The following is a 20,869-nucleotide window of genomic DNA, read 5'->3' on the forward strand; positions in this document are numbered from 1 at the left end:
GAATCAAGATACGGATTCTGCTTTATATATCCGCGTAATAACAGTTTCTAATATTAAAAAAAGCAAAGCTAACCAAATAAACCAGCTCCATATTTCTTGACCGAACATACTGGCACTCAATTTTTCATCGAGTTCTTCTGCCGACCACTGCCCGGCCTTAATCCCTTTATTAACACTTAAGGCGTTAGACGAAATCATTTCTTGCCAGGCTGTACTCTCTAACGAACCAAACCGCGATTCAAGTATATTTTGATTTACAGCAATTTTATATGACTCTTTCCCCGCTTTTATTGTCAGTATCCCGGGCTCCCACTCTTGCCCGCTATAAGAAATACGAACTCCGTATGCCGCTTGTTCAACCTTTGGTCTATATTCCGACCCATCGAGTTCCAACTTAACATCAGACGATTGTAATGCATGCTCCCATCGAAATGCTTTACCCAGTTCATATTTCTGCAAACCGGCTTTTTGGGATGATGAAGCATAAAGTATACTTCGGTAATAGAGGGGCGCAAATATCGGATTCACCGGCAAGTTAGACCAACCGGGATCTGTTCCTAATGTCGAAATCAAGAACACCCCCTCACCAAACTGCTGTTCCGTTAGCAGGGGATCTTCATTGGTTGCTTTTAGAATATCGATCGATCCTGCGTTCCCAGAATTCCGATATCGGTAATAGTAATAAAGAGAGGGTAACTCAATATTTATATCTTCATCCCCTTTTTTGGCAAACACATTTTCTAACACGGGGTGGCCTTCTTCGATTTCTGCCATCTTTATTACTTGTTCAAAAGAACCGTACTCCCCTACAATATTTGTGAATTTCCCCGCATTAAAAAGCGATAAAAATCGGTTATAATTTTCGATAGCTCCTTTTTCTGATGGAAAAAACAGCAGGCCATTACCATTTTGCACATATCGCTGCATATCCTGAAACCAGTAATCCGGAATTTGTTCAATACCGTCCAGCACTATGGCGTCATAATTTGGCCATTGTGAAGGCGTAACTTGATTCGGTTGCTGTACTTTAAATGATAGTTGTGCACGTGATTGCTTTGCAGCTTCAAGAACAGATTGGAGGTATGAGGAGAAAGGGGAGTCGGCCTCTTCTTTTTTTACTAATAATACTGAGCGTTCTTCGGGAATATTAACCACAAAGTAACGGCGGTTGTCATAATCCACCTCATCTCCTTCTATTATAATGCGCCCAGTTAAATTACCTGTCTGTCCCGGCACCGCCTGAAACAAAAACTCTTTCGACTCCCCAGGCTCTAGTGCTACTTCATGTTGCCCCAACAGCTCTCCATCCACTTCCAGGGATACGAACTGATTCGTCACGGCAGCATCGCCCACATTTTCTACATCTACCGCTAAAGTGATAGGCGTACCCTGGCTTATCATCTGATTTTTTAAGGTGATCGAAGAAACTGCTACATTTTGTTGTTTCCCCTTTTCCAGGCTAATGGGCTGTATTGTAACCGGCTTTTGTGCATTATCTTTTCGTTGAATGCTGAGATCTTTTAGGTCTAGCATCTGGCTTTTCTGTCCATCTGATATAATATATATCATCGCCTGAGCCTGGGGCGCACCTTGCAGTTGTTGATAGGCTTTTAAAAAACGCTCTTTAGTATAATGCCCACTATTTTGGGGCTCAATATCAGATATGATCTCATTGCTTCTCTTTTTGTCCAACAATCGATCTTGTGAAAACGAATCCCCGTTTGTGGTGGTAATATAAAATTTATCATCCGAGTTTGCGTTTTGTATAATACGGCCAGCTACTTTTTTGGCTTGCTCTATAAGAGGCCCCCGGCTGCCGATGCGATTCATGCTGGCACTGTTGTCTAATACAATAGCCACTACTTTAGGCTCCGTGGAACTTGTTGGGCCCGTTATCGTTGGAGGTAAAAAGGGACGGGCCAAAGCCAGTGCTAAAAACAGTAACGCTAACACTCTTAGTGCCATTAACAGATACTGCTTGATGCGTATTCTACGGATGGTTGTTTTACGAAGCTCATTAAAAAACGACAACGTCGAAAATGCAACTTTCTTTGGTCGCTGCAAATTGATGAGATGAATAATAACCGGTATGGCTACGGCTAGTAATCCGAATAAGAAAAATGGATTTAAGAAGTTCATTTACATCAAAAATTGTTACTTTGGGCGGGTTGTCCCCCAGATTGATTAAGACAACACTAAGCTATAAAATTAACAGCGTTTTAGTAATAATATTACTGAGAAATTTACCCATTCATGACACGACTGAAACTTCCGGGCTTATTTCTATTAATTTTTACCTTATTCACAGCCTGTTCATCCATTCCAGACCGGCCATGGTCCGATGCCATTCCCGAAAACGCACCCTTTGTTATCATCCCTGCTGAGGGGGCAACGCTAAATTCTGTTTTAGCATCATCCTATACTCCTTTTCTGGATGACGTAACCTCTTCTGCCGTCCAGCTGTTGTCCAGGGTAGATTCAACGGCATCTCAGTCGATCCCTTTACAGGCAATTATGCTTTACACCGGTTCAAACGACCAGCTTGAAACCGTCTGGATGGCCGATGCAGAACCGAATATATTACGTAAGCTTACAGATCATTTTTATCAGCGCTTTTCACAAAATGAATATTTTTTCCAGGATGTAACCATTCACAAACTTCGTATGCAAGACCGTACGCTTTTTGCGGCTCAAATGCATGAGCACCTGTTAATATCTGAATCCAGTCTCGGTATTGAAGATGCCATCCGTGCCTATCTGGGAAGTTCACCACGTGCAGACTTATCCGACCTATCACTGGCACCCGGGAATATCGTAATGAATACCCCATCACTTGACGAATGGCTTCGCCAACTTACTTCTGTTACTTACCGCCCTCAAATAAAGAATGCATTAAAAGGGACAAAGCCTTCTTTACTCTCCGCTAACAGGAAGAGCGACAAAACACAAGAAGTTGCGTTTTCGGGCACTCTTCCTCTATCTAAAGAGATTCCTACAGATCTTGTGGCCTCATTTTCCAGTATCAATGCTCCTATTTCTCTTGATCGGTATATCTCATCGAATGCAGCAGCATTTGTTCTTCTACGCCTCTCCCCGAGAATGGCTCCTCCTACAAGCATAAATAATCCTACCAAACTGGATTCAACTTTACTGGCCGACCAGTATCAATACACAGAAATAGCACAAACTCTCGATCCTGAATTTGCCATGGTTACCTATGCACAATCAGGATTTTTATCTACGGGGGAACACCTTTTTATTCGCAAAGTTTCTGAACCGGCTACCCTGAGACAGCAGCTTCGGCAGTTAACACAAGATGATCTAATCCAAAGAAAAGATGGCACCTACTTTGTTCAAAGTCCTACAATTGCAAAACTTGTTGGTAGCAGCCTCTGTTCTTTTCGTGACTTTTATCTCGACGTCACCGGAAATGCTGTTATAATTTCCAAAAGAAAAGGATTGGTTGAGATGGTATCATCAGATCGCAACCGGCGAAGAACGATGTACTATGAACAACATTTCCGCGATATTAAAAATGACCTTTCGGATCAAATAAGTGGACTGTTTGTAACCGGCGAAGACTTTTACCCATTTATAAAGCCCTTTTTAGCTCCTGATAACTATCTGGATGCGATCACATCAAAATTTAATACATTCACTGCCTCAGCTACTCTCAACGATAATAAAGATGAGCTGGCATTTGAATTTCAGACCTATCAAGCTGAAGATCGCAGTGCCCCCTATCGTGAAAAGTGGATTTTTCCAACTGGCGCTGAACTCTCCGGGAAACCGGTAATGGCAGACATCGGCGGCAGTGACCAAGAAGAGATTATTTTTGCCACAAAATCGGGTAACCTTTATGCCCTGGCTGCCGATGGTACCGTGGTACTGCAAGCCAATACCGGCTCCGATGAACCTTTGGGATCTCCTGTCATCTATGACTGGTACTCGACCAACCAGAACGTGATTTTAATTGCGGCCGGAGATAAAATATACGGTTGGAATGATAATGGTCAGCCTCTGCCGAAGTTCCCTTTTAGACTAAACGAAAAAATAACGTCCCCATTGCAAGTAGATGATATTGATCGCAATGGATTACCAAACGCAATTGTCGCTACTAGCGATCGTAACCTCCACGCTTTAAATGGGCGTGGAAAAAATATCGGTGGATGGCCTGTAACCACAAATGCTAAAATTCGCACACAACCTGTCGTTGAAGAGTACCGGGGTGATCGCTCTGTATTGGCTTTTTCAGAAAACGCTGTTCACAGCTGGTCGGCAGACGGAAACCAGCGCAACGGATTTCCGAAATTTGTTAATGCCTCGCTTAACGGGTCTCCTCTAATTCATGAAAACCACATCCTGGCAAATGCTGCGGATGGCTACCTTTATGCTGTTGGCCCTAAGAAACTTTTTGCCGACTCACTAAATGTACTTGAGACCACCTCAGAATCCTCAGGCATCGAAGCTGTTTATGCCTCCAGCAGTGCACTCATGGGTACACCTTCTGTTCATAATATGCGCTTGCGTGCCAACGAACAAACCTATCGCGAAGATATGATATTGACGATAAGTAACAATGGATCCATCTTCCTGCTTAATACCAAAGGGCAACTTCGATTTACTCAAAACATGGGGCAACCTGCCGCTTCTTCATTCTCTCCCTTTATTACCGACATTAATAATGATAACCTTGATGATATCGTAGCGTTGGCTAATTTTGGACGGCTTTATATTTGGGAGGCGTATAGTGGAGAACGTATCTATTCTGTTCCCACCTCTGCTATGGCCTATCCGAAAATCGCGGATATCGATGGAGATGGTTATAAAGAACTCATGGCCCAAACCCGTGAAGGACTTCGCTGCTGGACGATATTCGGTGAGGATAAGTAAGTATATATTTTAAAGTGCATGAGTAGTTGGCTCATGTGCTTAACTTATCTTTTTTGTCTCGTTCTCTTTGCCCCCCCTCCTTCCGGAGCGGAGCACCGGAAGGAGGATGTTGCGAGTAATGACCAAGTACTGTTTCCGTCGCTCTGCCGCGGAAACAGTACTTGGGAGATAGTCAGCTGATTCCCCAACACCAATAGCGCGAGTATACGAGATGCTGAAAGAGAAACTTCGACAGGCCATCCTATGCCAAGGTTTAATCTACCGAAATACAACCTACGTAGCCGAAAACTGCTTCAGTCTCTTATGCTCCATAGCTTCAGCGACGGAGCACGCAGTAGACCCTTGAGCGCAGGCATAGCTTCGTAGCACAAGTTCACTTTTTTAGAAAGAAGGACAACCACTTGACATCAAGGTTGTGAGAGTGTTGTCCGGCTCAACATAATTAACAGACTACAATGTTATAAAATATCGGCCAGGGCTTCTTGTAAATAGGGGAAGCGAAACTCAAAGCCGTGTTGCTGCAGCTTTTTAGGTTGTAGGCGTTTACTCGTTAAAATCGGATCAGCCGCCTCTCCCAGTACTAACTTTAACACTGATCCCGGGACTTTAAACAGCGACGGACGATTGAGCTGTGCCGCCAACTCGTTGGCAAATGTTCGCATGGTAACCGGGTTGGGGGCGCTCAAATTATAAGCTCCCGTAAAATCTTCGTTATGGATTGCAAAAACGATGCCTCTGCATAGGTCATACATATGTATCCAGGGAAAATACTGGCCTCCACTACCAATGGGACCACCTACACACAGCTTGAAGGGGGTTAACATTTGCTCCAAGGCTCCGCCATCTTTTTCTAAGACAACAGCAATGCGCGGAATAGCCAACCGAACGTCTAAAGCGGTAACCAGCTCTGCTGCCTGTTCCCAATCCACACAAACCTTGGACAGAAATCCCTCGCCCGATTCCTCTGTTTCATCCAGTACCTTGTCCCCACAATCTCCATAGTAGTCTGCTCCCGACGCTGAAACCATTACGGAAGGACGATTATCGGCTTGCTCAATTGCACTTACGAGCTGGGTGGTTGTCTCAATTCTACTGGAATATATTTTTCTTTTAACTTCTTCGGTCCATCGCTGCCCAAAAATGGAGGCTCCTGCCAAATTAATAACGGCATCAGCCTGTTCCATTTCAGCTGCAAGATTGTCATCCCATGACACAAATTGCTGGTTCTCAGCTTTTTCTTCTTCATACTTCTTAGGATTACGTGTTACAATGGTCAAAAGATGTCCCTCACGAAGCAGCATGCTTCGAAGATAAGAACCAACAAAGCCTGTAGCACCTGATAAAAAAATCTTCATAAAAATAATTTCATTTTTTTGGTAGCTATCAATTACATTAGTAATCGACTAATCATTCCAGAGTTAAGGTAATGTAACAATGATGAACCCAAAATATCGACGTTATTCCATATTAACCATAAGAATTATTTTAGGACTACTGTTCCTGATTTCGGGGGTGGGCAAACTCATCAACGGGGCCGACGCACGCTACCTGGTAGAACTGCTGGCTACAGAATATTTTTGGCTTATTGAGTATGCATCAGCAATAGTGACAGGAACTTCTATACTGGAGTTAGTGCTCGCCGTTTTTTTACTCTGGGGAAAATACCTGAAGTGGGCTCTTTCGGTTACCCTGCTCATGCTAATCGGCTTTTCGTCGGTACTGGGGTATTTTTATCTGCAGGGAATGAATGTTGACAGTTGCGGTTGTTTTGGGGCTTTTGGCTTTGCTTCGGGATTGGAGTTTACGCTAATACGAAACGCGGTACTTATTACAATGATCTTAGGGGCTTATCTACTAATGAGTTCCAACGATAACAGCTGGCAAAAGTAGCCGTACGATCCATCGCAAACAAGCGGACCAACTGCTGAAATTTCTGATCGATTATAATATGCTATGCTTCATAAGACTATAAAGTATACTTCTGTATAAGGGATGACATTTTTACTCATAAAATTATAAAGAAATCATTTTTATAACCACGAAAGCTTCTTACTTCCCTTTTTAGTATCCTTAGTGGAAACAGCATCTATAAATATTTCTTCCAGAGATTCATAAGTCTCTTTGGTTAACTCATTTTTTATTTTTGCTCGTATCTTTTGTGTCTTACACTGAAAAACAAGCTTTCCTTTATCAATGATTGCCACTTCATCACAGAATTTTTCTACCGCATCAAGATTATGAGAACTAAGTATCACCGTAACCCCCTTTTCGGCCATTAAGCGCAATGTATCCTTGATCTGTTTTACAGCAACAGGGTCAATCCCTTCCAGCGGTTCATCCAGTATAAGCAGTTTCGGTTGATGTATCATTGCCGCTGCCAGAGACACTTTTTTCTTCATACCTTTTGAACAGAATTCAATTCGCTCATCTTTCTTTTCATCTAACTCAAAAAAATGCAATAGTTCTGAGACACGCATTTCAATTTCCTTTGCCGGCAGTTCATACATCGCAGCACAAAAATTCAGGTAGTCTATTACGGATAGCTTTTCAATATAATGAGGTTTATCAAGTACGAACCCAACCTCTCTTTTGTATTCGTAACCTCCTTTTTTAATCTGTTTCCCAAGAATTGTAAAACTTCCTTCTGTTTTATTGATAACTCCTGCAAGAATGTTCATAACGGTTGATTTACCCGCTCCATTGGGACCTACAATGCCGAAAATGGAGGATGAGGGAATGGCCAAAGAGAAATCATCAACAGCACAAATAGATTTCTTATACTTTTTTGTAAGGTTGTTTATTTCAATCGCATTCATATCTAACTGATTTTATAAAAAACGGTTTGGAAGTTTCTCTCCGCCCAGGGGAGTTCATAGAAGTACCACACAAAGCAAGAAACACAGAAAAATAAGACACACAACGTCCAGCTTCCCATCCAGCTTTTAAATATCAGGTATGGAACAGGAGAAACAGCAACAATGAGCCATTGAAGGGGAGAAAACCCCAGACGTTCTGATGACATAATATTTTTTGAAATACTAACAACATTTCCCAATAGTAGACATACCGATATTGAGGTAATAAAATATAGCGCCATATCTATATAGTCCTGCGCGGCAATAGGAACAAAAAATGAGGCTGCTACCAGCATAGGCAGGGGCACTGCTGCTGATAATAAAAGCAAGGCAATATTTTTCGACAGAATAACAGACCGCAGAAACCAGGGAGTGAGCATATAACCCTGTATTTCGTTCTTTTTTTCGCAAAACAGACGTCCAAATAATCCTCCCGTGAAAGAAATAGCTAATGCAACACTAATTAACGGAATATTGATAGCGTAGGATCGACTAAAGTCTACCAGGATGATCCCTGAGAGTATATAAAACAGAACTAAACCAATAGTCAGATTCAAGTAACGATTCATTATTTTTAGCTGAACCTGAATATATTTCAAACGATCCATGTACATCTATTTTTATTGATTCTAGCCCAATCTTGAAATTACAAGTAGCAAGATTAATGGCAGACCTAAACTGCCCAACAATATTGGAAAGTTCTCCCACACTAGTTGCGGGCTCTCTGTCCAGAGTCCATATAAAGTAGCTCCAGCCTGTTTCAGTACAGGAATTTTAACCATAAAATCATCTATAAACTCTTCCATACCTGTAAGAACGACGATGAAAAAAACCGCTATATACTGAATATTATTTCCCATTTTATCTAAGTATTTCCCAAAAAGGCTATAGAACAGAGCTGTCCAAGCTAAAATAATGCTTAATAAAAGAAACCATACGATCACGCTTAAAAATGCCCCTGTATACAGTGATTGTTGCACAAACAAAACTACAAAGCAGACCATCGATGATAGGTATATCAACGATTTGTAATCCAACAGCAAAATTGCAAAATGGAATAGAGTTTTTTTCCATTTACTGATTGGAAAGATCGCCAGTTGATAAGGCTCGATAAATGCCCTGTTTGTAATTCGAGCTATGATTGCAATTATATCAAAAACAGCAACAAAGTAAGCCACCACTATAAACGAATCTCGATCTGTATAATCTTTAAACAACGTCACTGATATCATTGAAATAACTGCCACACAAAATATACCAATCACGAAAAAATAGAGCCATGGGTTTTGGCGAATACTTTTGGAGAGTTTTTTATTGACTTTATATAGCTCTTTGGTAGTAGTTAGCATTACTTGTGTTTTATTAGGGGGCTTTGAATTACTTGCTCTTTTCGAGTTTTTCTCAATTTGGGATTTTGCAGACTCCAAAAATGTATAAATAGTCGATAATCATAGTCATTTCTGTTGTTATTGGCCCGAAAATCGGGCCAGCGAGGCCGATTCGGCCTCTGATGGGTACAGCTCACCCATCAGGTGACCGCTGCCGGCAGCAGGGGCGAGCCGGATTTGGCCCAGCTGATGCTGCGTTCGATATTCCAACAGATCGCACTCATGATAAACCGGGCCTTGTTGCGAAGTTTGGTCTTGGCGGAGGCAGTAGCCATTCCGTAGCGGTTTTTAATGGCCGCGAAGGGATGTTCCCCGTAGCGGCGGACCCGCCGCTTGCGGGTGTTTCGGGCTTTCTGGGATGAGCTCAGCGGGCTGTTCCGGTAGGCTTTATCGAGTATGCCATAGTAGATTCCCTGCTGGCGGCAGGTGACCTTCAGGTCCTTGCTGGGATAGGCCTTGTCGCCGAAGATCGCCCGTTCGTCGCCACTGAGCAGGTTCTCCAGTTGGGTAGAGTCATGCGGGGAGGCCGTCGTAAAGCTCACCCGGCGAATCAGCTTGCTGCCCACGTCCATCCCAATATGGCCTTTGTAGCCAAAGTAGTGGGTCCCGCCTTTTTGGGTGGAGTCGGCGTCGGTGTCGATTTGGGCCGAAGGCTGCTGTTCTAATCCCCTGCATTTATCGTCGCTAAGCGGGCGTCCCGCTGATTCGATAATGCTCGCATCGACGACCGTCCCGCGCTTCAGGATCAACCCCTTGGCCTCCAGCTGACCGGTTACCTCCCCGAACAGATCCTCCAGGTGGCCGCCCTCGGCCAGGGCCTCGCGAAACCGCCAGAAGGTACTGAAGTCTGGGACCTTCTGGTCCAGGGGGAGCCTAGCGAAGCGGCGAAAACTCAGCCGATCGATGAGCTGATCCTCCAATTGTGGATCGCTAAGCTGGTACAGGTGCTGCAGAAACAGCCCGCGGATCATCCATCGAACCGGTTTGCGGGGCTGCCCGCCCTGGGGGCCCGTTTTGTCGATGCGGCGGCCAATCTCGTAGAGCGGAGCCCAGTCGATCCACTCGTCTATTTCGGCCAGCCGTTCGGTTGAACGGCTAATTTGACCAGATTGGGTGGCCCATTGATCCAACATGCTGAGTTGGTGGCGTTTGTCCGAGATAACAAAACAATATGAGGTGAAAAATTGGTGATGTTCAGTCAAATCTACCTATTTTGAGTAAAAATCGCTAAATCAGGGGGTTCTGCAAAGCTCCCTATTAAAAAGAAATAGATTCCTAGCTCCATTTTTCTATATAGCATTGATAAAATTTTCTTCCTTTTCTTGAGTATTTATCTTAAATTTTTTGATGGAATTATGATAGGCTATTTAAAACCAGAGTTCAAATAATATGTGCAATAAGGCGGACATATTCTGGTTCTCAAAACCAACATTCCAACTCAGCCATGAGAATCGTCATCAAATAAACGCCTTGTTAGATGAGGGTCTTAACCAAAACGAAATTACCCGGACTATCGACGTGCCCTGATTGCCCATCTCTTCTGAGCTTAAAGGCAATGTAGCCAATAATGCCCAATCAAACCTTACACCCGGAGGTCGCCCAGCAACTGACCAATCAGCGCCACCAGAATAAACCTAAACACCACCGGCCACGTCTAAACTATAATCGATTAGCTCTTCGTAACTCCACCTGCATTCATCAACTCCTGACCTTTGACAATGACAAAGCTTTTGCCCCAGCATAAAGTCACTGAGGCCTTAGGGCTGATACCTATTTTACGCATCCGTATACTTCTCCAAGACAACTGGAGCGTGGGAATTTTCATTTAGGTCACAGCAAATCTTTCTAAAGAGTCAAAACATGTAAGGATATCCAAGCAGCGCACCAAAAGCTCAAACAATACCTGATCGTTCGTCCCATTCGGGGATTTGATTACCTTTTTCCTTTCCAAAAATCCTAAAACACCACTGTGCTGCATTGTTCAGTTGAACACGGCATAACATTATTTTTCATAACTTTTAAGTTTAAGTTTTAAATGGAATGACTTCTAAAAGCCGTAAAGCCATATAATGGCTACCATTGAACCAACAATACCCAATGAGGTAAAAACATTTTTTTTGTCTTCTTTAAAACGAATATAGGTGTAATACGTCCAAATAGGTACACAAAATATTGATATAAGAATAAGATATTGAATATCAGGCCCTATGTATAGTAAAGAAGTGATGTATATCCCCATCAAGATAGATGAGAAATAGCCTAGCAGCTTAGTTTTTTCGCTTAATTCAGTTTTTTTCAAACTTAAGAGTTCATAAATAACATAAAGTACTAAAACGCCAGTTATTATATATGAAAAATCAGAATCCATAGTTCATGTCTTAAAGATAAAAACTGAGTTCTAAATGTGATCAAGGTTTTACTTTTCCCAGATCACATTCATTATTTTATTTATTAAGATTCATTCAGCCATACAGGCATTATAATCATCTATTGCAGTAGCTACAGCTAATGTTGCATTATAAACTGCCCCCGCAGCACAAGTGGCATAACCACCAGGGCCAGTTCTTAACCCTATTATTGTACATCCGTAATAGATCATAAAATCATATGTACGATGAGCGCTTTGTATGTCTTCCTCAAATTGCGCTTGACAGTTATTGCTTTTGTTTAAAGTATTGTTGTTCGAAGTCGAAATATTGTGAAGTATTTTGAATAGTTGTCTTACCTCTACTTCAGGACGCTTACTAAGCTCGAATTGTTCTTTTAAGTAATTGACCTTCTCCATAATAAGAATTTTTCTTTCTTCCCAATATTCTTGATTTAATCCGATTTGGTTTAAAACATCTTCTTTTGATTGATTCTTAGAAAATGAAGTTTTCCGATTCATCATCTTTTTTCTAATCTGACTAAATTGATTAGTAGTTTTCTTATTGAGTTCAACATATACAGAATCCTTGGAAATTTCCTTTGCTAATTCTTGCACCGATAAGCTGCTAAAATCAATACTTTTGGTATTACTAACCTGTTCTTGACACCCCCAAAGAAAAGAACCAAACATACACTAATTGAAAGTAAAGTTTTCATAATTATTTTTTTGTTTTATATTTTCTCATCCAAAAAGCCAACGTACTAACCTATTTCAATGAGGTGCTCTCTTAGCCCTTTTAATGAATGCCTTTCCAATATCATGAATGGGATTAAGCCCGTCAATATTGAACTGTATCCCATTTGTTTTCTGTCTATCCGTTTTGTTTGATGCCGATTTTAGGAGCCAAGATACAAGATATTAGGATCCCGGAAATTTGTTAATTCCATAACTGATTAGTGTTTTCATCTTCGACAGTAAAAGATAACCGACATAAGTCTAACTCTTTGCTTAGTTGTTATACTCTTTATCATATAAGAGCTTCTCTCTAAGCTCGGTAAAATTCGTTTCGTAGTGTCGTTTAAGAAACTTGTATAGGGCTTGCTCATCTTTTAAGCCGATCTCCGCAGCGATAGCCCGACTTGTTTTGTAAGGATACTGTAAAGTCGCTTTGTGTAGTTGGGTATATCGTACTCTGCAAAGACATTTATATGGCGTCTCACCGAAGTGCTCTGAAAAAGAAGTCGAAAAATAACTTCTCGAATATCCCATGTACCGGGCCCAATCTTGTACGCTTGTTATTTGCTTTAAATTCTTTTTTAGAATATTGAGTGATAATTTTAAGTGAATAGGTTTATAGCAATATTTTTTCTCTTGCATATCTAGCCGAGTTATATTTCTATTATGATACTTTATATCAAGAGCTTCAGCCGATACTTTTGTTACATTAGAACCCTTTAATTGTTATAGAACTAATAATTTTTCAAATATGGCTTCTGCCAGTATCATTTTACAGTATGCTTGTAAGCCAACTATTTCAATGAGAATTCGAAGAACAAATATTGTAAAAGAACTTCTATGTTATAACGAGTAGGGGGAATACTAGAAGTTTGACGTGGGGAACAACAAACCCCGACCCCGAATCCACCGGGCTCGTGATGGCAGCTATTAAGGGATTTTAAACCATCTTGTTATTATTTCGAAAAACACCCAACCCGGGCTGATCACTTAATACAAGCTTTTTATCTTCGGTAAGTGCTACCCCTTCAAAAGGATCATCCTTAATCAACAAAAAACCATCCAGGTCCACATAATCAGCCCATGTCCCGATCAGGGCTCCGGCGGAAATGGCCAGCGAACTCTCAATCATACAGCCCACCATTACGCTTAAATCATACTTTTGAGCCTGTGCAATTACATTTCGTGCTTTAACCAGGCTCCCTATTTTCATCAGCTTGATGTTGATGCCGTGAAAAGCCCGGGACATCTGCTTCAGGTTTTCGTTCCCCTTAAAACTTTCATCGGCCATAAGGGGCAACGGCGACCACTGTTTTAAGGCTATCATCTCATCAAACATGGCCGACGGCATCGGCTGCTCTACCAGTTCTATATTTTGATCCGCTAAGAAGGTGATCTGTTTCTTGGCCTCATTGACGTTCTTCCACCCTTCGTTGGCATCTACGCGAATAGGCTTATCCGTAATTTCCCGTATGCCCCGAATAATATCACGGTCACGCTCGGTACCCAGCTTTACTTTCAGGATGGGATATTCTTCTGCTTCACGAACTTTCTGTTGCATCACTTCAATGCTGTCCAAGCCGATGGTAAAGGATGTGGAAGGAGTTATATTTGAAGGAGCATTCCAACATTTCCATAGCGGCTGCTCTTCTGATTTGGCCCACCAATCCAACCATGCCATCTCGAGCGCTGCCAATGCAGCATATACCGGGGAATCCAAGCTTGCTAATTTTTGAGCCACGGCATCCGGACTATCCAAGTCGTCAAAAAAACCTTCTCCAAGATCATCAATGAAGTTGATAACTGTTTCGGCATCTTCAGCATAGCGTCGATTGGGCCCTGCTTCTCCCCAACCGGTAATGCCGTCGGCCGTAAGGCTGACCACCACATTGCGCACTGTTTCTTTGGTACCGCGGGCAATAGTAAATGGATTGGTTAATGTGAGTTCACTGACTTGGCACTCAATATTAAAATGAGACATACCCAATAACTTTCAAGAAATAGAGGTAACAATAAAAAGCCGGTGCTGCTAAGATAAGGGCATCAAATCGATCGAAGACACCACCATGTCCCGGCAGTATGTTAGAAGCGTCTTTTACATTTGCTGCCCGCTTGAGGCGACTTGCTGTTAAATCACCAATAGGGCCAAAAATACTAACAAATACGGCAGCAGGAGCTATAGCCAGTATAGAGACAGGAAACTCAAAGGGCACAAAATATATGACTAACCCTAATCCTACCAATGCCCCGATGATCCCGAAAAAAAAGCCTTCCCAGGTCTTGTTCGGACTAATGGTGGGAGCCAGCTTATTTTTACCAAATGCCTTCCCACCAAAATATGCAAAAACATCATTCCCCCAGACCATCAGTAGTACGCTTATGGTCAATGCAAAGCCCATTTCACTGCTTCCCATATCACGTATCAAAAGCATCGTTAATAAGCCCAATGGAGCATAAATGCCTGCAAAAAAGGTAGATATAAGTTCTTGTAACCCAACATTCCCGGTTTTAAATATTTTAACTGCCACAAAAACCAGAAAAATCCCAATACCTATAGGAAAAGCGTGATCCAAAAAAGGGATCAAAAGCACCCATAGTCCAATAGCATAGGGGAAATAAGGATCCGGCTTAAAACCGGATCCTTCACTTAGGGCCGAGAGTTCATACTGAATAAATAAAGATATAAGTACCACCAACCCTGCAAAGCTCCAACCACCCATCCAGGTAATAAATAAGAATAGAGCCGCAGCTGGCGCGGCAAAGAGAATACGCTTAGCTAATTCACTCACAGCTTATCTACTCTTCCTCCCCTTCATTATTAAGCGCAGTTTCAGCCAGGATTTCACGGGCTTCCTCTTCATACTCATTTGGTACGTACAGATATACCAAAGCTGTATCTCCTATATTCAAACTTAAGGCAGAGTCGCGCTTCGATAAAATATTAGCCGGTATATCTTGGTCAGCCAGGTGATCTTTAGCCATTTCAACTTTATACTCTGTTCCTGCCTCCATAACACAGGCCCAATTTTCAATTTCGTTCGGATCGGCTTCATTAAACATAGTAACTCCGTTTTAGGTTGCCCTTTTGGTGTACTGGTTGTACATGAAATATACAATAAAACCACTTATTAACAGACTCGGAATTACAGCTTCTATAGGCGGCATTGATTCGGGTGTAATTTCGGCAAAAGCGGAATCCGGGTAGTAGGTACCTACCAGCACGCTTCCCCCGTTATTCACCAAGTGAGCAACCATCGCCGGTAGAATACTGCGTGATGTCCACGTTATAAAAGCAAAAACCATCCCCAGTGTTGCTAGAGGCAACAAGTTTGTAGGCTGTATGTGATACATCCCAAAGAAGATCCCTGAAACAATAATTGCGGGCCAAATCCCCCAACTTTTCTCCAAAGCTCGCATTACGTAGCCGCGATATAGCACTTCTTCACATACAGCAGGTACCAGGGCTACATGAAAAAGAGTAAGCCATACCAGGTGATCTCCCTTCAAGAAATCCTCAATCATCTGCATCTGGGTATTTTGCATCTCACTCAGGAATTCAGGAGCCGGAACCATGGCATTAAGCCATGATAAGAACCATACAAAAGGTTGTATGGCAAAAATCAATGCAATAGTTAGGACAATCTTTGACGGAGTATCGGGGTTGAAGTTAAACCGAAAAAAAGAGGGGCGACCTCTAGAAGAAACATGAAGACGTGCAAAAAACCAGGTAGCTAACCCCAGAAATAGAATTTGGCCAGTAGAATTGCCAATAAAGAGAAGGTCAATATTCTCTGTAACTAATTTTTCTATCTGGGCAGGATCAAAGGTCCCTCCTTGTTGCCATACTATTAACAGTATCCCGACAACGTTAGCAGTAACCTGAAACAAAACGAAGGCACCAATAATCCAAAGAATGGCCAGTGCCCAGTCGGCAAAACCGTTTCGTTCTGCCCATGAAGTATAATGTTCTTCGCTCATTAAAAAATTAAATTCTCAAATTGGCAATATTATTTATTGCCAGAATAAACAATTATCCCTCGTCTTTGCCAAATATTTTAGCGCCGATCATTCCTGTTATAAGATTTCCAATTCCCAATATTACGGTATTCATTAAAAATCCCTTTGTGATACCCCAAAGGGTATTACTGTTTTTAAATTCTGAGGCTATGCTATCAACCATTTGCTGTTTTTGCCCTTCAGGAACTCCTTCCATGGCTTCAAAATTTGCAATCATGCTATCCATAAGACGCTCAGTATATGTTGGATCAATGACATTCCAAAATTGGTTCAGGACAGTAACAACAATAGCGGTGGCAATGGCAACATATAGTCCTATTAGAGCTCCCTTTCCAAGCGTAATAGATAATCCGCCATATGTTTTAGAATAATGCCAAATAGCAAGTATAGCACCACATATACCAACCAAACAAGCGATACTAGAGCTTACCGTCTGATTCATATTGCCAAACATAGAACCGGACGGTTCTGAATTAATCATTGCATAACCACCAATTAGTGATATCGCAAAATAAAGAATACCAAAAATAAGTGCAGCTATACCTACAGATGTCCAATATGACGGCTGTTCGTTAACTGTTTGTTGTTGTGACTCTTCCATGATTTATCCCCTTTGATTTGATTGTAGTTAGAAAAAAGTCTCTTGAAAAGATTAGTGCGCCAGTTGAGCCCAATAGGATCCCCAACACCAATCGCGAGAGAAGCGTATTTTGCCAAAATCCGAGCATATTTCCAACAACATCAATAAAATTTAATATAAGTGCTGAAAGTGCTAATTTTTTGGGCGATAGTAAGTTAGGAAAAGTCCATTTAGCCCATAAAGGCATTGTTATCCAGAATATGGCAAAGGCCGAATAGATCCCCAAACACCGGCTGCAAACAGCCATGGGTTGTCCATTTATCCAAAATGAACGTTCTGGGAGTTGGTGGCACAGCATCTGAAATGCCTGATGTTGCCACTGAAATAGCCAAAAGCCCGATTGATTCCATAATCCACCACCTAATGCCACCAAAACAATGCCGCAAGTTAAAACCAATACTAAAAAGTAAAGTTTTAACTGCTTCGTTTGCATAACCTTAAATTAGATCGCAGATTCCAAGTTACTGATAAAATCAGCGGGAGCCCGACACGGTTTCCGGTTTTCTTCTTTCATAAAACAGAGTGATACCTGTCCAATTATATGAGGTTGTTCCCTCCTTTCAGTATAAACTTCGTAGTACGTTTCGAGTTTTACTGTAGGAACCTCAAACAGCATCACTTTAATAGTCATTAACTCATCATAGAAAACGGGTGCTTTATAATCAACTTCGGTATGGATAACCGGAAGCATAACGCCGTTTTCTTCGAGCTTGGTATAGGGAAAGCCCAATGACCGAATCATTTCGGTACGGGACTCCTCAAAATATTCCAGATAGCGTCCATAATAGACATAGCCCATCTGGTCGGTTTCTCCATACCGGCTGCGTAGGCTATGAGAGTAACAATAGATCGGGTCTTCTGATGGAATCACAGTGCGATATGTTAGGCCGGCTGGGCAGCTTGTTCCCATTCGCCCATATTGGAATACTTTTCAATACGGTTTTCAACCAGTTCTGCGGGCGACATTTTTTTGAGACGCTTTAATGATTCCAGTAGCTGTTCTTTGACTGCCTTTGCCGATTGATCAGGGTCGCGATGGGCTCCCCCTAGTGGTTCATCAATAATTCCTTCAATAATACCCATATCTTCAAGATCAGGAGCCGTTAACTTTAGTACCGCTGCGGCCTGTTCTTTATAGTCCCAGGTTTTCCATAAAATTGAAGAACATGATTCGGGAGAAATTACCGAATACCAGGTATTTTCCATCATATACACTTCATTACCCATGCCGATACCGATTGCACCACCGCTGGCACCTTCTCCTATCACCACTGAAATAATAGGCACCTTGAGCGTTGCCATCATCTTTAAATTCTTTGCTATGGCCTCGGCCTGTCCACGTTCTTCGGCTTCTAAGCCAGGATAAGCACCGGGGGTATCTAACAAAGTAATAACCGGTATATCAAACTTTTCGCCTAGTTTCATAAGGCGATGAGCCTTTCGATATCCTTCAGGGTTTGCCATCCCAAACCGGCGATATTGTCGGCTGTCGGTATCCCGGCCCTTTTGATGCCCCATGATAACCACTGATTGGCCATCAATTGTTGCAAATCCTCCTACAATAGCTTTATCGTCACTATGGTATCGGTCACCGTGAATTTCTACAAAGTTTTCGGTGATTTTATAAATATAATCCAGCGTATAGGGCCGCTCGGGATGACGAGCCAGCTGTACACGCTGCCATCGTGTTAAATTGGAAAAGATGGATTTTCGCAGTTCATCAACACGCTCTTCAAGTCGTTCGATTTCAGGTGTTAATACATCATCGTCCGTTATCGAAAGCTCGCTGAGCTCTTTAATTTTCTTTTCGAGATCAGCAATTGGTTGTTCGAAATCTAAATACTCCATACCATTTATTTGTCGCTTGAAAATTCCGTTCAAATATAAGAACTAAAGCTAAGATTTAAGAACTTATCTTAGAGTTTTACAGTGTCCCGAAAATACTTTGAAGTTTTAATGTCCAAACCCTCCATATCGCTTCCCAGACAATACCTTTCGACATTTTAGACACCCCTTCTTCTCGCTCACGAAAGATAATTGCTACTTCTCTGAGTGTAAACCCTGCTTGCCAAGCTCTAAAATGTAATTCGATCTGGAATGCATAGCCATTAGATTTGATCCCATCCACTGGAATATGTTCCAACACATTTCTATGGATACATTTAAAACCGGCGGTAGTATCAAAAATAGGAAGCCCAGTAATATAACGGGCATACAGATTGGCACTATAAGAGAGAATTAATCGACTCAAAGGCCAATTAATAATGCTGATACCATCAGCATAACGCGACCCAATAGCCACATCGGCATCACTATTTTTAACTTTATTAACTAAGCGCGGCAGGTCATCAGGATCATGAGAAAAGTCAGCATCCATCTCACATATATAATCGTATTCATGCTCCAGGGCATATTTAAATCCTCGCACATAGGCTGTGCCCAATCCCAATTTTCCGGATCGTTCAATTAAATGAAGGCGACCACCATATTGCTCTTGCTGATCTTTAACGATCTGCGCCGTTCCATCCGGGGATCCATCATCCACAATCAGCAGATGCATAGCCGGGGCTAATCCCATAACCTGCTCAATTAATCGAGGCACATTATGAGACTCATTATATGTAGGTACAATAACTAATGTCTTATCAGACATAATACTTTCTGAATAACTCTTTAATAGTACTGGTAAAACAGCAGATTAATAATTGCTAAGGATACAAAAATGTAACTTAAGGTTACATCAAATAATTTATTAATTTCCAGCCCAATATTATCAACAATACTGAAAACTCATAATCCTATACATTTTTGTTTGAACTAAAAAAGACGGCAGCCTCAACGAAGGCACGACTAGGTACGCTAACAACAGACCACGGTGAAATATCGACCCCTATTTTTATGCCTGTTGGTACACTGGCATCTGTGAAAGCAGTTAAGCAGGATGACCTGAAAGAAAAAATTAAAGCTCAGATCATACTCGGCAATACCTATCATCTTTATTTGCGCCCCGGATGCGATATTATGGAAAGTGCCGGAGGATTACATTCTTTTATGAGCTGGGATCGCCCTATTCTAACTGATTCCGGCGGATACCAAGTATTTTCATTATCAGATAATCGAGAACTTACCGAAGAAGGGGCAGAGTTCAAAAGTCACCTTGACGGATCTAAACATATGTTTACCCCAGAAAACGTGGTTGATATACAGCGTACCCTGGGTTCCGATATTATGATGGTACTGGATGAATGTCCGCCCTACCCCTGCAGCTATGAATATGCTAAAGAATCAATGGAGCTGACTCATCGCTGGGAGAAGCGCGGGCGCGAGGCTTTCTTAAATACAGAGCCTAAATACGGACACAAGCAAGCCCAGTTTGGTATTGTTCAAGGGGGTACTTTTGAAGACCTTCGTATTGAATCATCCAAGCGGGTAGCTGATATGGATTTTGAGGGTATTGCTATTGGCGGGTTAAGTGTAGGGGAACCCACCGATCTGATGTATGAGATGACTGATTTAAATACCGATTATCTTCCTGAAAACAAGGCCAGGTATTTGATGGGAGTAGGCAAGCCCGCTAATCTTCTGCATTGCATTGCGCGCGGAATCGATATGTTTGATTGCGTACTGCCAACCCGTAATGCCCGTAACGGTCAAATATTTACCGATAATGGATACATTAATATTTCCAATGCCAAGTGGAAGAATCATAATCAGCCCTTAGATCCGGCCTTTCCTTCTGACCTCTGCTCCAAATATAAGATGTCTTATATCCATCACCTCTTCCGAAATAATGAACTGTTGGGACTTGAACTTGCCAGCCTCCACAACCTCACTTTTTATCTATCGCTTATGGATGAAGTCAAAGAACGTATTGCAAACGATACTTTTCACAATTGGTACAAAGAAAAAGCTGAAGTGCTGGATACCAAAATTTAGTAGCTGATATAACTTTCTCTTATCCTGACTCCTGCAC

At 41.9% G+C, this 20,869-nt stretch carries 21 protein-coding genes; 3 read left to right on the top strand and 18 right to left on the bottom strand.

The genetic code is table 11. The features are described from left to right. Nucleotides 1-3: 3 nt before the first annotated feature. Nucleotides 4-2,139: a BatA domain-containing protein gene (locus G3569_RS14775; protein ID WP_165270556.1), complete on the bottom strand. Its 2,136-nt coding sequence runs from the start codon at nucleotides 2,137-2,139 to the stop codon at nucleotides 4-6. A gap of 114 nt (nucleotides 2,140-2,253) precedes the next feature. On the opposite strand from G3569_RS14775, the gene G3569_RS14780 reads away from it, so the two are divergent. Further along, on the top strand, nucleotides 2,254-4,893 hold the full coding sequence (locus tag G3569_RS14780) for an FG-GAP repeat domain-containing protein (protein WP_165270558.1): 2,640 nt from the start codon (nucleotides 2,254-2,256) through the stop codon (nucleotides 4,891-4,893). A gap of 458 nt (nucleotides 4,894-5,351) precedes the next feature. Here the strand turns inward: G3569_RS14780 and G3569_RS14785 are convergent, their stop codons facing one another. Beyond that, the gene (locus tag G3569_RS14785; protein ID WP_165270560.1) at nucleotides 5,352-6,248 is read right to left on the bottom strand and encodes a TIGR01777 family oxidoreductase; all 897 of its coding nucleotides are present in this window, start codon (nucleotides 6,246-6,248) and stop codon (nucleotides 5,352-5,354) included. Nucleotides 6,249-6,327: 79 nt separating this feature from the next. Here G3569_RS14785 and G3569_RS14790 point away from each other — a divergent pair, with 79 nt between their 5' ends. Continuing rightward, nucleotides 6,328-6,783, top strand: a complete 456-nt coding sequence (locus G3569_RS14790; protein ID WP_165270562.1) for a MauE/DoxX family redox-associated membrane protein — start codon at nucleotides 6,328-6,330, stop codon at nucleotides 6,781-6,783. A gap of 140 nt (nucleotides 6,784-6,923) precedes the next feature. On the opposite strand, the gene G3569_RS14795 is transcribed toward G3569_RS14790, so the two are convergent. From G3569_RS14795 to G3569_RS14870, 16 genes are all read right to left on the bottom strand, one after another. Beyond that, complete coding sequence (locus G3569_RS14795) at nucleotides 6,924-7,709, bottom strand: ABC transporter ATP-binding protein (RefSeq protein WP_165270564.1); 786 nt, start codon at nucleotides 7,707-7,709, stop codon at nucleotides 6,924-6,926. 2 nt (nucleotides 7,710-7,711) lie between these two features. Then, entirely contained in the window at nucleotides 7,712-8,356 is a 645-nt protein-coding gene (locus G3569_RS14800; protein ID WP_165270566.1) for a hypothetical protein, read from the bottom strand. A 21-nt stretch (nucleotides 8,357-8,377) separates the two neighbouring features. Continuing rightward, nucleotides 8,378-9,175: a hypothetical protein gene (locus tag G3569_RS14805; protein ID WP_165270568.1), complete on the bottom strand. Its 798-nt coding sequence runs from the start codon at nucleotides 9,173-9,175 to the stop codon at nucleotides 8,378-8,380. A 101-nt stretch (nucleotides 9,176-9,276) separates the two neighbouring features. Continuing rightward, on the bottom strand, nucleotides 9,277-10,338 hold the full coding sequence (locus G3569_RS14810; protein ID WP_165270570.1) for an IS5 family transposase: 1,062 nt from the start codon (nucleotides 10,336-10,338) through the stop codon (nucleotides 9,277-9,279). Nucleotides 10,339-11,183: 845 nt separating this feature from the next. Then, entirely contained in the window at nucleotides 11,184-11,504 is a 321-nt protein-coding gene (locus G3569_RS14815; protein WP_165270572.1) for a hypothetical protein, read from the bottom strand. A gap of 90 nt (nucleotides 11,505-11,594) precedes the next feature. Next, complete coding sequence (locus G3569_RS14820; RefSeq protein ID WP_165270574.1) at nucleotides 11,595-12,194, bottom strand: hypothetical protein; 600 nt, start codon at nucleotides 12,192-12,194, stop codon at nucleotides 11,595-11,597. A 318-nt stretch (nucleotides 12,195-12,512) separates the two neighbouring features. Next, nucleotides 12,513-12,881, bottom strand: a complete 369-nt coding sequence (locus G3569_RS14825; RefSeq protein ID WP_165270576.1) for a helix-turn-helix domain-containing protein — start codon at nucleotides 12,879-12,881, stop codon at nucleotides 12,513-12,515. A gap of 298 nt (nucleotides 12,882-13,179) precedes the next feature. Further along, on the bottom strand, nucleotides 13,180-14,220 hold the full coding sequence (locus tag G3569_RS14830; protein WP_165270578.1) for a dipeptide epimerase: 1,041 nt from the start codon (nucleotides 14,218-14,220) through the stop codon (nucleotides 13,180-13,182). Continuing rightward, nucleotides 14,207-15,028 (bottom strand): phosphatidate cytidylyltransferase, encoded by an 822-nt coding sequence (locus tag G3569_RS14835; protein ID WP_165270580.1) that lies wholly within the window; start codon nucleotides 15,026-15,028, stop codon nucleotides 14,207-14,209. Before G3569_RS14835 ends, G3569_RS14830 begins: the two co-directional genes overlap by 14 nt. A gap of 7 nt (nucleotides 15,029-15,035) precedes the next feature. Continuing rightward, entirely contained in the window at nucleotides 15,036-15,299 is a 264-nt protein-coding gene (locus G3569_RS14840; RefSeq protein ID WP_165270582.1) for a putative signal transducing protein, read from the bottom strand. A 12-nt stretch (nucleotides 15,300-15,311) separates the two neighbouring features. Further along, nucleotides 15,312-16,217: a CPBP family intramembrane glutamic endopeptidase gene (locus G3569_RS14845; protein ID WP_165270584.1), complete on the bottom strand. Its 906-nt coding sequence runs from the start codon at nucleotides 16,215-16,217 to the stop codon at nucleotides 15,312-15,314. Nucleotides 16,218-16,269: 52 nt separating this feature from the next. Beyond that, the gene (locus tag G3569_RS14850) at nucleotides 16,270-16,857 is read right to left on the bottom strand and encodes a DUF4199 domain-containing protein (RefSeq protein WP_165270586.1); all 588 of its coding nucleotides are present in this window, start codon (nucleotides 16,855-16,857) and stop codon (nucleotides 16,270-16,272) included. Continuing rightward, a complete protein-coding gene (locus tag G3569_RS14855; RefSeq protein WP_165270588.1) occupies nucleotides 16,829-17,329 on the bottom strand; it encodes a DUF2085 domain-containing protein in 501 nt (166 codons plus the stop codon). The genes G3569_RS14850 and G3569_RS14855 overlap by 29 nt, the downstream gene beginning before the upstream one ends. A 9-nt stretch (nucleotides 17,330-17,338) precedes the next feature. Further along, a complete protein-coding gene (locus tag G3569_RS14860; protein ID WP_350356569.1) occupies nucleotides 17,339-17,767 on the bottom strand; it encodes an acyl-CoA thioesterase in 429 nt (142 codons plus the stop codon). Nucleotides 17,768-17,778: 11 nt separating this feature from the next. Then, nucleotides 17,779-18,744, bottom strand: coding sequence for an acetyl-CoA carboxylase carboxyltransferase subunit alpha (locus G3569_RS14865; RefSeq protein ID WP_165270592.1), 966 nt, complete (start codon nucleotides 18,742-18,744; stop codon nucleotides 17,779-17,781). A gap of 76 nt (nucleotides 18,745-18,820) precedes the next feature. Beyond that, a complete protein-coding gene (locus tag G3569_RS14870) occupies nucleotides 18,821-19,549 on the bottom strand; it encodes a polyprenol monophosphomannose synthase (protein ID WP_205720229.1) in 729 nt (242 codons plus the stop codon). A 155-nt stretch (nucleotides 19,550-19,704) separates the two neighbouring features. On the opposite strand from G3569_RS14870, the gene tgt reads away from it, so the two are divergent. After that, nucleotides 19,705-20,832, top strand: a complete 1,128-nt coding sequence (tgt, locus tag G3569_RS14875; RefSeq protein WP_165270594.1) for a tRNA guanosine(34) transglycosylase Tgt — start codon at nucleotides 19,705-19,707, stop codon at nucleotides 20,830-20,832. The last annotated feature ends 37 nt before the right edge of the window (nucleotides 20,833-20,869 follow it).

Source organism: Fodinibius halophilus (assembly GCF_011059105.1).
Classification (GTDB): domain Bacteria; phylum Bacteroidota; class Rhodothermia; order Balneolales; family Balneolaceae; genus Fodinibius; species Fodinibius halophilus.

Bases quoted from the DNA above. Each gene is read 5' to 3' on its own strand.
- G3569_RS14830 (WP_165270578.1), bottom strand. From the start codon at position 14,220: ATGTCTCATTTTAATATTGAGTGCCAAGTCAGTGAACTCACATTAACC.
- G3569_RS14825 (WP_165270576.1), bottom strand. From the start codon at position 12,881: ATGCAAGAGAAAAAATATTGCTATAAACCTATTCACTTAAAATTATCA.
- G3569_RS14855 (WP_165270588.1), bottom strand. From the start codon at position 17,329: ATGCAAACGAAGCAGTTAAAACTTTACTTTTTAGTATTGGTTTTAACT.
- G3569_RS14800 (WP_165270566.1), bottom strand. From the start codon at position 8,356: ATGGATCGTTTGAAATATATTCAGGTTCAGCTAAAAATAATGAATCGT.
- G3569_RS14815 (WP_165270572.1), bottom strand. From the start codon at position 11,504: ATGGATTCTGATTTTTCATATATAATAACTGGCGTTTTAGTACTTTAT.
- G3569_RS14865 (WP_165270592.1), bottom strand. From the start codon at position 18,744: ATGGAGTATTTAGATTTCGAACAACCAATTGCTGATCTCGAAAAGAAA.
- G3569_RS14795 (WP_165270564.1), bottom strand. From the start codon at position 7,709: ATGAATGCGATTGAAATAAACAACCTTACAAAAAAGTATAAGAAATCT.
- G3569_RS14775 (WP_165270556.1), bottom strand. From the start codon at position 2,139: ATGAACTTCTTAAATCCATTTTTCTTATTCGGATTACTAGCCGTAGCC.
- G3569_RS14780 (WP_165270558.1), top strand. From the start codon at position 2,254: ATGACACGACTGAAACTTCCGGGCTTATTTCTATTAATTTTTACCTTA.
- G3569_RS14870 (WP_205720229.1), bottom strand. From the start codon at position 19,549: ATGTCTGATAAGACATTAGTTATTGTACCTACATATAATGAGTCTCAT.
- G3569_RS14850 (WP_165270586.1), bottom strand. From the start codon at position 16,857: ATGGAAGAGTCACAACAACAAACAGTTAACGAACAGCCGTCATATTGG.
- G3569_RS14820 (WP_165270574.1), bottom strand. From the start codon at position 12,194: ATGTTTGGTTCTTTTCTTTGGGGGTGTCAAGAACAGGTTAGTAATACC.
- G3569_RS14845 (WP_165270584.1), bottom strand. From the start codon at position 16,217: ATGAGCGAAGAACATTATACTTCATGGGCAGAACGAAACGGTTTTGCC.
- G3569_RS14840 (WP_165270582.1), bottom strand. From the start codon at position 15,299: ATGTTTAATGAAGCCGATCCGAACGAAATTGAAAATTGGGCCTGTGTT.
- G3569_RS14790 (WP_165270562.1), top strand. From the start codon at position 6,328: ATGATGAACCCAAAATATCGACGTTATTCCATATTAACCATAAGAATT.
- G3569_RS14785 (WP_165270560.1), bottom strand. From the start codon at position 6,248: ATGAAGATTTTTTTATCAGGTGCTACAGGCTTTGTTGGTTCTTATCTT.